Here is a 14,096-nt window from a genome sequence, read left to right as displayed (position 1 = left end):
GTGGCACATGATCATGAAAACGCGGAACAGCTTCCGCGTCGCGCTGGGCGGCGCGGCGCTTTCAGGTGTCCTGCTGCTCGCCGGCGCCGGTGGCGCGCTCGGCCAGTCGGCCCAGGCGATCAAGGAGATCCCGGCCGACAAGGGCAAGGTCGCCGGCTCCATCATCATCGACTACAATTCGCGCTCCGAGCGCAGCGCCAGCGGCGTCGACACCTATGACATCAGCGAGATCGCGGTCGCCGACCTATTCCTGATGAAGGGCACCATCCAGCGCACGCCGGGCAGCAAGCTCGCTTATTCGGTGCGCTACGATGTCATCAATCCCACCAATCCCGGCCAGATCGCCCGCGACGTCGCCATCCTGCGCGGCGAGATGCAGATCGACAATCGCGGCCGCTATCTGCCCGAGACCGGCCAGCTCCGGCTCGATGTGGTGAAGGGCAACCAGACCACCTCCAAGGTCACCGGCTCGATCCAGGGCCGCGAGGTGACGCGCTGGTGGGAAGTGGGCGAACTGGTGCGCCGCGCCAAGACCGAGGCCACCAAGGTCTATTCGCGCTATGTCGACGGCAAGGTGGTCTCGATCCAGGTCAAGAACCCCGACCCGCTGCGCTTCGAGCGGCTCGGTCTGCCCTCAGGCCCGTTCTCCTTCCTGCCCGAGACCCGCGTTTCCGGTAATCTCGACTACGACTACGAACTGGGCAACTGGCTGACCGACCAGAACGGCGTGACCTTCGCCTATACGGTCGGCGACAAGAGCTACACCGACCGCGTCACCGGCTCGATCCGCTATGTCGAGGAGACCGGCTCGACCACCGACGCCAAGGGCAAGAAGCGCGAATACACCGGCTACTACGAATATAATCTGCGCTGGAACGAGCAGCAGGCGGCCTCGGGCGGCGATCAGTTCTTCGACGAGGCCAATGCGGCGGCGCAGTCCGACGCCTTCTTCTCGACCTCCGACCAGACCAAGCCGGGCCTCTATGGCAAGGTCTTCTATTCGGACACCGATGACGCCTGCAAGCGCATCAAGAAGGATGACGGCAAGATGGAGTGCGTCGGCCCGACGCGCTCCGAGGTCACCTACAGCCTCAACGCCGTGAAGCTGAACTACCAGCAGCTGGCGAGCTGGATGAAGCTGGAACTGCTGGTGATCGGTCCGTTTACCGACGAATGAGAGCGATCATGCCGCCGGCGGCGCCATGAACGGGACGCCGAACAGCTTGAAGTGACGGGTATTGGCCGTCACCACAACCAACTCATGGACCGCCGCGATCGCTGCGATCGCGGCGTCCTCGAAGCCGGGCTCACCGCCAGCACCGATCGACCGATCAAGCAGGCGACCGGTTTCAAGCGCGGCATGGGCGTCAAGGGCAAGAATGCGGGGGGCATAGAGCTCCAGCACAAGATGCAGCCAGCGCGATAGCGCTTCGGCCTTGCGCGTTGCGCCCTTTCTTTCCAGGCGAGAAACCCCCGCCTGCAATTCGGCGATTGTGATCGCCGACAGAAACAATTCACCCCCACGCTCGCCCACCCACGCCCGGAATCCGGCTGCATCGCTCGCCTCTTGACCAGGGGCGAGCAGGGAAATTGCATTGGTGTCGAGTAGATAGCCGGACATCAATCGGATGACATCATGCGGGCGGGGCGGCGTTTCGGCACGTCATCCTCATCGAGCGAGGGAACCGCAAGGAGCAATTCTGCAAAATCCGGCAGTTGGCGGCGAAGCCGATTCCATTCCTCATAGGAAACGACGACCGCGGCAGGACGGCCATGCTTGGTGATGGTCGTCGGTTCCCCGCGCTCTGCCGCCTCGATAACCGCGGAAAAGCCGGCTTTGGCGTCCCGAAGCTGGAGTTCCTTCATCCGTCATCATCCTAATATGACTACAATGACCAATGTGGGCTCAAGCTTGCTCACGTCAAGACCCTTCTACTAAGCCGGTCCGATCGCCAGCGGCATGTCGGAGGCGCCCCATTCCGCCCAGGAGCCGTCATAGATCGCCACCGGCGGCTGGTTGATGCTCTCCAGCGCCAGCCATAGGATCGCGGCGGAGACGCCGGAACCGCAACTGGTGATGGTCGGCCTGGCGGGGTCGACGCCGGCGGCATTGAAGGCGGAGCGGATGGTCTCCGGCGTGGCGAGCTTGCCGTTCGCCACCACTTCGGGGAAGGGCAGGTTGCGGCTGCCAGGTATGTGGCCGGGGCGCACACCCGGGCGTGGCTCCGGCGCCTCGCCGCGGAAGCGGTCGGCAGGGCGGGCATCGACCACCTGCGCAGTGCCGTCCTCCAGCTTGCGGGCGACCTCTTCGATATTGGCGACGACGGCGCTGTCGAGCATGGCGGTGAAGGTCCTCAGCGCCGGCGAGGCCGATCCGGCCACGACCGGCCGGCCCTCGGCCTGCCACATCGGGAACCCGCCATCGAGGATGCGCACGTTCTTCGCGCCGAAGGCGCGCAGCGTCCACCACACCCGCGGCGCCGAGAACAGCCCGGAGCCGTCATAGACGACGATCGTCATGCCGTCGCCAATGCCCAGCGCGCCGACCGCGGCGCCGAACGCCCCGGACTTCGGCAGCATGTGCGGCAGGCCGCTCGACGTATCGGAGATCTTGTCGATGTCGAAGAACACCGCGCCGGGGACGTGCGCGGCGAGATACTCGGCGTGCCCGTTGCGGCCGCTCGTGGGCAGGTGCCAGGAGCCGTCGACCACGACGAGGTCGGGATCGTTCAGATGGCTGGCCAGCCACTCGGTGGACACCAGCCAGGAGGAGCGTTCATCGGTCATGGGATTTCTCCGTCGTCTCTCAGGCCCAGCCGAGCCGCACCCGGCGGTTCTGCTGGCCTTTCTTCTCGATCTTGGTCACCTGCACCGCGCCGATCTCACGGACGTTGCGCACATGGGTGCCGCCGCAGGGCTGCAGATCGAGCCCGTCGATCTTCACCAGCCGCACCCGGCCGCTGCCCATCGGCGGCTTCACCGACATGGTCTTCACGAGGCCCGGATTGGCGAGCAGCTCGTCATCGCTGATCCAGCTCTCGGTCACCGCGGCATTTGTCGCGATCATCTCGGCGAGCCGGGCGGTGATGGCATCCTTGTCGAGGCCGGCATCGGGAATGTCGAAATCGAGCCGGCTATCTTCATCGCCGATCGAGCCACCGGTCACCGGATAGGGCAGGGCGACCGAGAGCAGATGCAGCGCGGTGTGCATGCGCATGCGCTTGTAGCGCGGCTCCCAATCGAGCCGGAGCGTCACCGCCTCGCCGATCTCGGGAAGCTCCACACCCGCCGCAGGCACATGGATCACGTCGGACTTGTCCGGCCCGTAGGTGGCCGTCGCAATCGCGATCTCGCTGCCGTTGCCGCGCACCAGCGTGCCCTTGTCGCCCGGCTGGCCGCCGGCGGTGGCGTAGAACACGGTGCGGTCGACGATCACGCCACCTTCCGGCGTCAGCGCGGTCACCACTGCCGGGGTCTCGCGCAGATAGGCGTCGTCGCGAAAGAGCAGGGAGGTTGCCATCACACCAGCACGTTGGGAACGCTCACCTCGCGTTCGAGCCAGGCCGGCACCGGCAGGCCCTTCTCGCGCAGGAAATCCGGGTTGAAGAGCTTCGACTGATAGCGCGTGCCGTAATCGGCGAGGATGGTGGCGATGGTGTGGCCCGGTCCCAGCTCCCTGGCCAGCCGGATGGCGCCGGCGACATTGATGCCGGACGAGCCGCCAAGGCACAGTCCCTCATACTCCAGCAGATCGAACACGATCTGCACCGCTTCGGCGTCGGGGATCTGGTAGGCGACGTCGATCGGCGCATCCTCGAGATTCGCAGTGATGCGGCCCTGGCCGATGCCTTCGGTGATGGAGGAGCCTTCGCTCTTCAGTTCGCCGGTAGTGTAGTAGCTGAACAAAGCCGCGCCCATCGGATCGGCGAGGCCGATCTTGATGCGGGAATTGCGCTCCTTCAGCGCAATCCCGACGCCTGCCAGCGTGCCGCCGGTGCCGACCGAGCAGACGAAGCCGTCAAGCGCGCCCTCGGTCTGCTTCCACAATTCCGGGCCGGTGGTCTCGATATGTGCCTGCCGGTTGGCGACATTGTCGAACTGGTTGGCCCAGATAGCACCGTTCGGCTCGGTTTTCGCCAGTTCCTCGGCGAGGCGGCCGGAGACCTTCACATAATTGTTCGGATTGGCGTACGCCACGGCGGGCACCTCGACCAGCGTGGCGCCGGCGAGCCGCAGCATGTCCTTCTTCTCCTGGCTCTGGGTGTCCGGGATGACGATCACCGAGCGGAAACCGAGCGCATTGCCGACCAAAGCGAGGCCGATGCCGGTATTGCCGGCGGTGCCCTCGACGATGACGCCGCCACGCTTGAGGTGACCTTTCGCGACGGCATCCTTGATGATGAAGAGCGCAGCGCGATCCTTCACCGATTGGCCGGGATTGAGGAATTCCGCCTTGCCGAGGACGTTGCAGCCGGTCGCCTTCGAGGCGCGCTCCAGCTTGATGAGCGGCGTGTTGCCGATCGCTTCGACGAGGCCGTTTCGGATGTCCATGGGAAAACTTGTGTGCCAGTGAGCCAAAGGTCGACGAAACTAGTGGACCATGGTTCCGCGGGCAACCGGGTGAGGCTGCTCCGTCACGGATTCCCGCGTTTCATTTGACGCGGGCGAAGGCGTCGAGCGCGCGTTGGCGTGCCGCGGCATGGTCGATGATCGGGCGCGGATAGGTCTCGCCGAGCCGCACGTCCGCTTGCTTCAACACCGGCTCGCTCGCCGCCCATGGCTGGTGGATGGTCTGCGCGGGCAACTCGGCCAATTCCGGGACGAAGCGGCGGATATAGTCGCCTTGCGGGTCGAACTTTTCACTCTGCGTCACCGGGTTGAAGATGCGGAAATAGGGCGCGGCATCCGCGCCGGAGCCCGCTACCCATTGCCAGCTTGCCGTGTTGTTGGCGGGATCGGCATCGACCAGCGTATCCCAGAACCAGGCTTCGCCGTCGCGCCAATCGATCAGGCCGTGCTTGATCAGGAAGGAGGCGGCGACCATGCGCACCCGGTTGTGCATCCATCCGGTCTCCCACAATTGCCGCATGCCGGCATCGACCAGCGGATAGCCGGTTCGCCCGCGCTGCCACGCTTTCAGGAAGGCGGTATCGCTCCGCCATGGGAAAGCATCGAAGCGCCGCTGGAAATTGCGCGTGCCGAGGTCCGGGAAATGGAACAGCAGCGCATAGGAGAATTCCCGCCAATAAAGCTCGGCGAAGAATTTCGCGGCGTCGTGGGCGGGGATGGTGCCGGCATCTTCGGCATGGCCGACGGCAGCGAGAACCTGGTGCGGCGAGATATTGCCGAAGCGCAGATAGGGCGAGAGCCGCGAGGTGTGGTCCTGGTCCGGCCGGTCGCGGCCGCCGGCATAGCCTTTCATGCCGCCATCGAGGAAATCCGCGATGCGCTCGCGCGCGCCGTCTTCGCCCGGCGTCCAGAAGGTACGAAGGCCACCCGCCCAGTCGGGATGCTGCGGTTCCAGCGTCCAGTCGGCGAGCGTGTCGCTGGAGATCCCGTTGACGAGACGCGGCGAGGGCGGCGCCGGGCAGGGCGCACGGACCGGCCGGGCCGCCGCCGCGCGATGATAGGGCGTGAACACCCGGAACGGTTCGCCCGCCTTGTTCAGCACCTCCCACGGCTCATGCAGCAGGGCACCATTGCTGCTCGTCGCTTCGACACCTTGCCGCTTCAGCGCTTCCTTGATCGCGGTGTCGACGGCGATCTCGGCAGCCCCGTAGCGCCGGTTCCAATAGACCGCCTTCGCGGCGGTCTCCGCGACCAGCTCGCCGATGATATGCGCCGCCTTGCCACGCCGCAGCACCAGGGTGCCGCCGTGCCGCTTTATGGCGGTTTCCAGCGCCGCCAGTGAGCGAGAGAGCCACCAGCGTGCCGCGCCGCCGAGCGGGCGGACGCCGGCGCTCTCCTCATCCAGCACATAGCAACAGATCACCGGCCGGTCGGAGGCGCACGCCGCAGCCAGCGCCGGATTGTCGGCGACCCGCAGATCGTCGCGGAACCAGAAAAGCGCAGGCGCCGGCTTGGTCATGCTAAGATTCTCCGTTCGTCCGTTCCGACATACGCCGGGCGACACCAGAGGGTTCACGGAAATCTCGGCTTTCGCGAGCTTGCGGATTTTAGATGATGATCATAATTTAAATGCCGACATCAGCTACGGGCTCGACGCCCGCACCCATTGGGAGGATTTCATGGCTCACACAGAAGCAAAGGGCACGGCGCTCGTCACCGGCGCCTCGTCCGGCATCGGCAAGGTCTACGCGCAGCGCCTGGCCGCACGCGGCTACGATCTTGTCATCGTCGCCCGCAACAAGGGCCGCCTCGACGACCTCGCCGCCGACCTCGCCCGCAGCACCGGCCGCAAGGTCGATGTGCTCGCCGCCGATCTCGGCAAGAGGGACGACGTGCGTCGCGTCGCCGAACGTATCCGCGACGACGCCGCCATCACCCTGCTGGTCAATAATGCCGGCTCGGGCACGGAAGGCCCGGTGCTCGGTGCCGACATCGATCGGATCGAAGCGATGGTCGACTTGAACGTCGTCGCCCTGAACCGCCTCGCGGTTACAGCGGTGAACGCGTTCAGCGCGCGTGGCAAGGGCACGCTCGTCAATGTCGCTTCCGTCGTCGCCTTCGTGTCGGACCATTTCCTCGGTGCCTACGCCGGCACCAAGGCCTTCGTGCTCGGCCTTACCCAGTCCCTGCAGAGCGAGCTGAAGGACACCCCGGTACGCGTTCAGGCCGTGCTGCCGGGCTACACTCGCACCGAGTTCTTCGGCAGCGCCGGAATCGCGGAGCAGCAGATACCGGCCGAGATGATGATGTCGGCCGAAGACCTTGTCGACGCCGCGCTTGCCGGCCTGGACCAGGGCGAGCTCATCACCATCCCGTCGATGCCCGACGTGAAGGTATTCGAGGCATACGACGCCGCGCGCCTCGCCATGGTGCCCGACCTCTCGCGCGACCGTCCGGCGGCGCGCTATGGCATCAAGGACGATGCCGTAGCGGCGTGAGAAGCATGTCATCCCGGCCGGAGCCTGCAGGGCGCAGAGCCGGGATCGCCCAACAGATCGTCACGCGATCCCGGATCGGCCTGTGGCCGTCTGGGATCACGGAACGCTGGAATTAAGCGGGGAATTGATCCCTCTGTCCCGGATGCGCACTATGGTGTGGCATCTGGGGGGCAGGGAACAGACACCGTGCGTAGCTCGATATTCGTTCTCGCCGCCATCATTGCGGTGGCGGCTTCTCCGGCTTTCGCCGACGACGCCTTCTACCAGACCCAGCCCGCCGAACTGCACGGCCATCCCGGCACGCTGATCCGCGCCGAGCCGATGACGCCGCCGCCGCATGCCGCGAGTGCCTACCGTATCCTCTACCGCTCTATCGGGCTGAAGGGCGAGCCGATCGCGGTTTCCGGCGTCGTCGCCATCCCTGCTTCGGGCGGGGCTGCGAATCGTCCGCTGGTGGTGTGGGCGCACCCCACCAGCGGCGTCGCCCGGCACTGCGCGCCCTCGCTGATGTCCGATGTATTCGACCGCGTGCATGGTCTCGGTGACCTGCTCTCCCATGGCTATGTCGTCGCCGCGCCGGACTATCCCGGCCTCGGTACCGGCGGCATCCACCCCTATCTCATCGGGGTGAGCGAAGGCCGCGCCGTGCTCGATGCCGCCCGCGCCGCCCGTGCGCTGCCAAATGCCGCGGCCGGCGAGCGCTTCATCCCGTGGGGCTATTCGCAGGGCGGCCATGCCGCGCTGTGGGCCGGCAATCTCGCCAAATCCTATGCGCCGGAACTGAAGCTCGCCGGCATCGCCGCGCAGGCGCCGCCGACCGAACTCGGCACCATCATCCGCGCCGATCTCAGCGGCCGGCCGGGCAAGGTGCTCTCGGCGTATGCGCTGTGGTCCTGGTCGCAGCTTTACAATATCCCGGCCGGGACCGCCGTCGAGGAACGCGTCAGCTTGGTGTTGAACCCCATCGCTCGCGAGTGCGCCGAGACCTTCCAGGAGGTGCTGTCGCTTGGCGTCGACGAGGCGCCCTTCGAGCGCGAAGGGTTCCTCGCAACCGACGTGACGGTGATCCAGCCCTGGCGCGGCCTCATCGAGGGCAACACGCCGGGCGTCACGCCGCCGGGTGTGCCGGTCTTCATTGCGCAGGGCGGCTCCGACACCATCGTGCAGCCGCTGGTCACCAGCCTCTACCGCGACGAATTGTGCGCCCACAAGGTGCCGGTGCGCTTCCTGGTGGAATCTGGCGCCGAGCACACCGACGTACCCGAGCGCTCGTACAACGCCGCGGTGCAATGGATCGAGGCGCGCTTCGCCGGCGAGCCGGCGCCCGACGATTGCGGCAGCAGGTAAGATTCTGCAGACAGAACTCTATTGCGTGATGATCGACGGCACGCCGGGGCCGACTGCCCGCTCGTCGCTGGCGACCCAGAAAACCATCAGCAGCGCCAGCGCAACGATCACCACCCCGATCAAGGCGCGCGCGCCATAGGCGCGCTGCCCGTAATAGCCGCCGCCCAGCAGGATGATGATCAGGATCAGGAGGAGAATGGTCAGCATCTGGGGTCCGCCGGCTATTACCGTTGCCAACGCAACGATACGCCGCCAGTTCCTCGGTTCGGGTGCGACCGAGTGTTCCGCCGGGGTGCTAATCGGCCAAAACAGCTGCGGCCGACTGCCGCCGTAGCCGCGACCGGGTGAAGATCACCGCTACTAGCGAGAGCACGGCGGCGAGCGCGAACAGCGGCCCATAGCCCATGAGGTCCGCCAACACACCGGCCAGGCTGGCGCCGATCAGATAGATCACCAGCTGCGCGCAGGCGAGGATGGTGAAGTCGGTGCCGGGCTGGGCCTTCGAGGACACCGCCATGAACACGCTGTAGAGCGCGACGATCTCCATGTAGCGGATCAGCGTCTGGAACGCCGCAGCACCGAACAGCGTCGGCCAGCCGGTGACGAGGTCGAGCGCATGCGCAGCGAACAGCGTGAAGCAGATCGTCCGCAGCAGGCCGAGCAGCGTCAGCACGCCGGAGGCGCCGAGCCGCAGCATCAATATGGCGGCAAGGCCGGAGCCGATCAGGCCGGCAGTGGCGGCGGCGCCGCCGGAGAGATAGCCGACAATGTCGAGCGGCACGCCGCGATCGACGAGATAGGGGCCCTCCATCGCCTTTATCAGCCCCTCGCTGGCGCGATAGACCAATGCGATGAGCAGCGCCTCGCGCGCCTCGGGCCGCGCCCAGAACGCCTTGAGCGAAGCGCGCGGTTGGTCGGCGGGTTCCGGGTCGGCGTCCTCGCGCATCGACAGCGCGGCGATCAGCGGCAACAGCGAGGCGGCGCACATGGTCCATATCATCGGCCGCCAGCCGAAGTGGTGGTAGATGACGAGGCTCAAGGTACCCCCGACGACCACCCCGAGCGCCACCGCGCCGCCCTGTATGGCGTTGCCGAGCGGCCGGTCGCGTGCCGCCAGCTGGCGCACCGCATAGCCGTCGGTGGCGATGTCCTGCGTCGAGACCAGCACCGACATGATCAGGCCGATGGTCATGAAGGCGACGATGTCGGTCGGCTCGAAGAAGGCGAGCGCGAACAGCGCCAGCACCGTGCCGGTCTGGGTGATGAGGATCCAGCTCGCCCGGTGCGCCCGCGCGACAGGCCGGATCTGGTCGATCTTCGCCGCCCACAGGAATTTCAGCACGCCGGGGACCAGCAATATGGCGATCAGCCCGATGGTGGTGCGTGACACGCCCTGCTCGCGCATGATCGGCGGCACCGCGGCGACCATGAGATAGGCCGGGATCGCCTGGGCGAGATAGAGCCCGGCCAACACCAGGAACAGCCGGGTGCGACCGAGCGGCGGCGCCGTTGCCTCGATTGCCGTCTGCTCAGCCACGCTCACGAGCGACCCCCATATTCCCCATCGTCATGTAGCGCGAAAGCATCCGGCGCGCTTCCCCCTCATCCGGCGTCGCATGGATCGGGAACGACCACAGCCGCCGGAACACCGCGGCCATGTCGTCGCTGGCATTCGGCCGCACGATGGCGCAGGCGCGGCACTTGTGCTGCATCGCCCCCCGGCTGCGCTTGAACCACAGCGCCTGCGCCCGCTCGCCGGCCTGCGACAGGCCGGGTCCGCCCCCGAACACGGTGAGCAGTACGAAAGGCTCGGTCAACGCCGCGAGTGTCTCAAGGGCCGCGAGATAGTCCGCCTCGTCGGCGTCGGCATAAGGCTGATGGAAGCGCAGCGTGACCAGACTGCCGGCCTCATTGTCGAGACGCACCATGGTGGATCTACTTCAATTCCTACCGCCTCATCCTGAGGTGCGAGCGCAGCGAGCCTCGAAGGATGTTCACGCAGAGGGACGTTGCTCTGCTTCAACATCCTTCGAGGCCGCCTATGGCGGCACCTCAGGATGAGGTGGTCCTCAACCAGGAATGACTCTTGTCCGGCATTTAAAACGTCTTGCTGAAGCCGAGCGTGACGGTGCGGCCCCAGCCATTCACCGGCAGATTGCGGGTGGCGGTCGCGGTCGGGTTCGCGTAGTCGGCGTCGAGCAGGTTGTCGACCGACACATAAAGCGTGCCGCCGCCGAGCGGCTGGCTGATCGCGGCATTGATGGTGGCGCCGCTGTCGATCTCGTAGATGGTCAGGCCGTCGGCCGGATTGCTGTCGGTGCCGTCATATTCGTCGCGGCCGGACCAGAACTCGCCCTCCAGCCGGAAGCGGGTGCCGGTCTTGAAGACATAGTCGCCGTAGACCGTGCCGCGGAACGGCGTCGAGATGCGGTTGTTCGGCAGGTAGTAGTCGATGTCGCCGTCGCCGTCGGAATCCCATTTGCCCTCGCGCCAGCCGAGATTGGTGCCGAGGGTGAGCTGGTCGTTCACCGCGTACTCGCCGGTGAACTCGACGCCATAGATGATCTCCTTCTGCTGCTTGATGCTGTTGGTGGCGGCGACGAAGTTCACGCCCTGGTCGGAGGTGGAGACGAAGCCTGCGAGGCTGCCGCGGAAGCGTCCGAAGCCGTAGCGCAGGCCAAGCTCGTAATTGTTGACGATCTGCGCCTCGATGCCGAGATCGTCATAGGAGAGCGTCCAGGACCTGTTGCAGGGATTGACGCCGGCCGGCACGTTGCCCGGCAGCGGATATGGCATCAGCCCGCAGCTATGGGCGAGCGCGTCGGCCGTGGTCTGCGCGCCGGCGCGCCGGGTGAAGGCGCCGAGGTCCGGAAGCGCGAAACCCTGGCTGAAGCCACCATAGATCTCCGAGGTCTCGGTCAGCTTGAAGGTGGCGCCGATATTGAAGGTCGGCGCGGAATAATTGTAGTCGCCGCCGGTTACGTTCAGCGGCGGCAGGATGGCGGCGACCGGGCCGTAAGGCGGAATCACGCCGCCCGTGAATGCCGCCGGCCGCGTATAATCGGATACCGAGAGGTCGAGATATTCGTAGCGGACGCCGGCACGCACCACGAGGCGCTCGCCGATCGGCACCTGCAATTGGGCGAAGCCGGCATAGGTGGTCTGCTGCAATGGCGTGAAGATGTCCTCGCCATTGGTCATGGTCTGCCACGTCCGGTCATAGACGACGTCGGAGCCCCAGGTCAGCTTGGCGCCGTCGATGAAGTTGATGGGCGTGTCGATGGTGAGGTTGAGGCCGGCGCGTTCGGAATAGAGCTCGCTCTGATTATACGGTGAGGTCGGCGAGGCCGGGTTACCCGAATAATACACCGTGTTGTTGTAGCCGATGTCGAACTCGCTGTAGTTGAAGCGCTTCTTGATGTCGTTGTAATACGCCAGCACGCTCAGCTCGCCGAGCGCGAAGCCAGTATCGGTGTAGCGCGCCGACACCGATTTGGTGTCCTCCAGCACGCTCTCGCCAGTATAGGCATTGCCGATGTCCGGCCGGGCGAACGGTGCCTGGTAGAGCGTCATCCATTGCGGATCCTGCTCCATATAGATCCAGGAGGCGGACACCTCGAAGCGGCGGGCGGCGTCGAAGTCGTAGCCGACCTTGCCGAGGAAATTGCCACGCCCGAAGCGGTCGCCGCCGCCCTGGCCGAGCATGCCGTCGGAGGGCAATTCGCGGCCGTCGCCGTCATAGGTCTTGTTGGCGAAGGTGCCGCTGCCGCTGAACAGATAGTCGACGCCGCTCGTTGCCTTGCCCGACACCGTGGCCGAGACCTCCGGCGCCAGCGATTCCCCCAGCTTGGCGGTGAAGGCGCGGATGGCGGCATTCACCGCGACCGTCGGCTTGCCCTCGGTCGGCTTGCGGGTAATGAAGTTCACCGTGCCGCCGGTGGCGCCCGAGCCGTACAGGCTCGAGGCGCCGGCCACCACCTCGATGCGCTCGACCGTATTGAGGTCGATCATCGGCAAGATGCGCGAGACGTCGCGCAGCGGCGTGTTCATCGGCACGCCGTCGATCATCACCAGCAGGTCGCGGCCGCGAAAGGTCTCGGAGGCGCTGGAGATGGTCTGCGTCGGCAGCGTATAGCCGGGGATCAGCTTGGCCAGCACCGCGGCGGCGCTGTTGGTAAGCTGAAGCTGCTCCTCGATCTCGGCGCGCTCGACGACGCGCACGGTCTGCGGCACGTCGCTGAGCGGGCGATCGGCGCGGGTGGCGGTCACCGTAACGGTGTCGAGATCGATGGTCTCGCCGTCATTGGTCGCTTGCTGGGCCAAGGCCGGATGCGACAGGCAGAACGCCAGAACACTGAAGGACGATAAGAGAACACCGCGCGCCGACCGCTTCATAGTTTATAACATTTCCGAATAAGCAGCCGCCGCACCTCAGGCGATCTGCGTTGAGCCCATCGGACTGACTTGTAAATATTTATGAAGTGGTTCTGCTTGGGCAGACACGAAACCGAAACTGGCCTAGAACGAACTCGGGCACTTAAAGACGCGGTGTTACTGTGCGGCAACGACTTGGAATCATTCCATGATGCATGCGCCTTACCAGCCGGCCTGGTTCGAAAGCTCTCATTTCCCGGCTGCGCAACGGGTCGACGCCTTCCGCAGCGCCTTTGCCGGGATGATGGCGGGCATCGAGATCGAGGTGGCGGAAGGCGCGCTGTTCAAGGGCCGGATCGTGCATTGCGCGCTGCCCGGTGCGCTGCTTGCCAGTTGCTTCAGCGTCGCTGCGCGATTCCGGCACGCCGAGCACGCGGAGAGCGAACCGGCAGGGGAGGTGCTGCTGCTGCGCCCGGTCGGCGGTGCCATGCCGGTTCGCCAGGGTGGACGCGAACTGGTGATCTCGGCCGGCGACGCTGCCTTGCTCACGCTGGATGAGCCTTTCGAATATGACTCCACCAAGCCGGTACGGGTCGACCATCTGCGCATCTCCGCGCCGGCCGTCGCCCGCGGCGCGCATCGCGACGGGCTGCTGCTGCGGCCGGCATCCGCGAACGACAACCGGCTGCTGCTGCTCGCGCACTACGCCGGCGCGCTGATGCAGGGCATGATCCCGCTGGAGAGCGAGCGCCATGCCCGGCTCGCCGGCAACCACATACGCGACCTCGCCGGCGTGCTGTTCGGGCTGGACGGCGCGCACGAGCGCGCACCGAACCCTGCCGCCCGCCTCGCCACGCTGAAGGATCATATCGGCCGCGAACTCGCTCGCCGCGATCTCTCGGTGGAGACCATCGCCGAGGCGCACGGCATCACGCCGCGCTATGTGCAGAAGCTGTTCGAGGCGGAGGCCACCACCTTCACCGCCTATGTGCTGGAGCAGCGGCTGGAAGTGGCGCGGGCCATGCTGGAGCGGCGCGGCGAGGGCGCGTTGCGCTCGGTCAGCGCCATCGCCTATGAGGCCGGATTCGGCGACCTCTCTTACTTCAACCGCAGCTTCCGCCGCCGCTTCGGCCTGCCGCCCTCGCAGTTCCGCAAGCAATGCCAGGGCGGTGCTTGAGCAGGGCTGTGGCTTGGCTTCAGCATCCTTCGAGGCTCGCTACGCTCGCACCTCAGGATGACGTCGCGTTTATAAGAACCACGTCATCCTGAGGTGCCGCCGCAGGCGGCCTCGAAGGATGCTGAAGCCAA

The 14,096-nt window shown here is 66.0% G+C and carries 14 protein-coding genes; 4 read left to right on the top strand and 10 right to left on the bottom strand.

The genetic code is table 11. The annotated features are described in order from the left end of the window. The first annotated feature begins 7 nt into the window (after nt 1–7). Complete coding sequence (locus tag G3545_RS05290; RefSeq protein ID WP_246702700.1) at nt 8–1,177, top strand: hypothetical protein; 1,170 nt, start codon at nt 8–10, stop codon at nt 1,175–1,177. 6 nt (nt 1,178–1,183) lie between these two features. Here G3545_RS05290 and G3545_RS05285 read toward each other — a convergent pair whose 3' ends face one another. From G3545_RS05285 to G3545_RS05260, 6 genes are all read right to left on the bottom strand, one after another. After that, entirely contained in the window at nt 1,184–1,621 is a 438-nt protein-coding gene (locus tag G3545_RS05285) for a PIN domain-containing protein (RefSeq protein ID WP_170010508.1), read from the bottom strand. After that, a complete protein-coding gene (locus tag G3545_RS05280) occupies nt 1,621–1,866 on the bottom strand; it encodes a type II toxin-antitoxin system Phd/YefM family antitoxin (protein WP_170010506.1) in 246 nt (81 codons plus the stop codon). Before G3545_RS05280 ends, G3545_RS05285 begins: the two co-directional genes overlap by 1 nt. A gap of 69 nt (nt 1,867–1,935) precedes the next feature. Further along, the gene (sseA, locus tag G3545_RS05275) at nt 1,936–2,787 is read right to left on the bottom strand and encodes a 3-mercaptopyruvate sulfurtransferase (RefSeq protein ID WP_170010504.1); all 852 of its coding nucleotides are present in this window, start codon (nt 2,785–2,787) and stop codon (nt 1,936–1,938) included. Between the two features lie 19 nt (nt 2,788–2,806). After that, the gene (locus G3545_RS05270) at nt 2,807–3,520 is read right to left on the bottom strand and encodes an alanyl-tRNA editing protein (RefSeq protein ID WP_170010502.1); all 714 of its coding nucleotides are present in this window, start codon (nt 3,518–3,520) and stop codon (nt 2,807–2,809) included. Continuing rightward, a complete protein-coding gene (locus tag G3545_RS05265) occupies nt 3,520–4,551 on the bottom strand; it encodes a cysteine synthase A (RefSeq protein ID WP_170010500.1) in 1,032 nt (343 codons plus the stop codon). The genes G3545_RS05270 and G3545_RS05265 overlap by 1 nt, the downstream gene beginning before the upstream one ends. Before the next feature lie 100 nt (nt 4,552–4,651). Beyond that, complete coding sequence (locus G3545_RS05260) at nt 4,652–6,088, bottom strand: deoxyribodipyrimidine photo-lyase (protein ID WP_170010498.1); 1,437 nt, start codon at nt 6,086–6,088, stop codon at nt 4,652–4,654. Nucleotides 6,089–6,248: 160 nt separating this feature from the next. On the opposite strand from G3545_RS05260, the gene G3545_RS05255 reads away from it, so the two are divergent. Further along, a complete protein-coding gene (locus G3545_RS05255; protein ID WP_170010496.1) occupies nt 6,249–7,067 on the top strand; it encodes an SDR family oxidoreductase in 819 nt (272 codons plus the stop codon). 186 nt (nt 7,068–7,253) lie between these two features. After that, complete coding sequence (locus G3545_RS05250; RefSeq protein WP_170010494.1) at nt 7,254–8,414, top strand: alpha/beta fold hydrolase; 1,161 nt, start codon at nt 7,254–7,256, stop codon at nt 8,412–8,414. Between the two features lie 18 nt (nt 8,415–8,432). Here G3545_RS05250 and G3545_RS05245 read toward each other — a convergent pair whose 3' ends face one another. The 4 genes from G3545_RS05245 to G3545_RS05230 form a co-directional block, all read right to left on the bottom strand. Continuing rightward, nucleotides 8,433–8,621, bottom strand: coding sequence for a hypothetical protein (locus G3545_RS05245; RefSeq protein WP_170010492.1), 189 nt, complete (start codon nt 8,619–8,621; stop codon nt 8,433–8,435). Between the two features lie 88 nt (nt 8,622–8,709). After that, complete coding sequence (locus G3545_RS05240) at nt 8,710–9,957, bottom strand: MFS transporter (RefSeq protein WP_348644633.1); 1,248 nt, start codon at nt 9,955–9,957, stop codon at nt 8,710–8,712. Beyond that, the gene (locus G3545_RS05235) at nt 9,944–10,342 is read right to left on the bottom strand and encodes a hypothetical protein (RefSeq protein ID WP_170010490.1); all 399 of its coding nucleotides are present in this window, start codon (nt 10,340–10,342) and stop codon (nt 9,944–9,946) included. Before G3545_RS05235 ends, G3545_RS05240 begins: the two co-directional genes overlap by 14 nt. A gap of 169 nt (nt 10,343–10,511) precedes the next feature. Next, nucleotides 10,512–12,737: a TonB-dependent receptor gene (locus G3545_RS05230; protein ID WP_246702699.1), complete on the bottom strand. Its 2,226-nt coding sequence runs from the start codon at nt 12,735–12,737 to the stop codon at nt 10,512–10,514. Nucleotides 12,738–12,996: 259 nt separating this feature from the next. Between G3545_RS05230 and G3545_RS29610 the strand changes: the two genes are divergently transcribed. After that, nucleotides 12,997–13,965 carry an AraC family transcriptional regulator gene (locus G3545_RS29610; protein WP_170010486.1) on the top strand — a complete coding sequence of 323 codons (969 nt, stop codon included), beginning with the start codon at nt 12,997–12,999 and terminating at the stop codon, nt 13,963–13,965. Nucleotides 13,966–14,096 lie beyond the last annotated feature (131 nt).

Origin of the sequence: Starkeya sp. ORNL1, assembly GCF_012971745.1 — a bacterium.
Lineage (GTDB): Bacteria > Pseudomonadota > Alphaproteobacteria > Rhizobiales > Xanthobacteraceae > Ancylobacter.
This window is presented reverse-complemented; position numbering and strand designations above follow the sequence as displayed.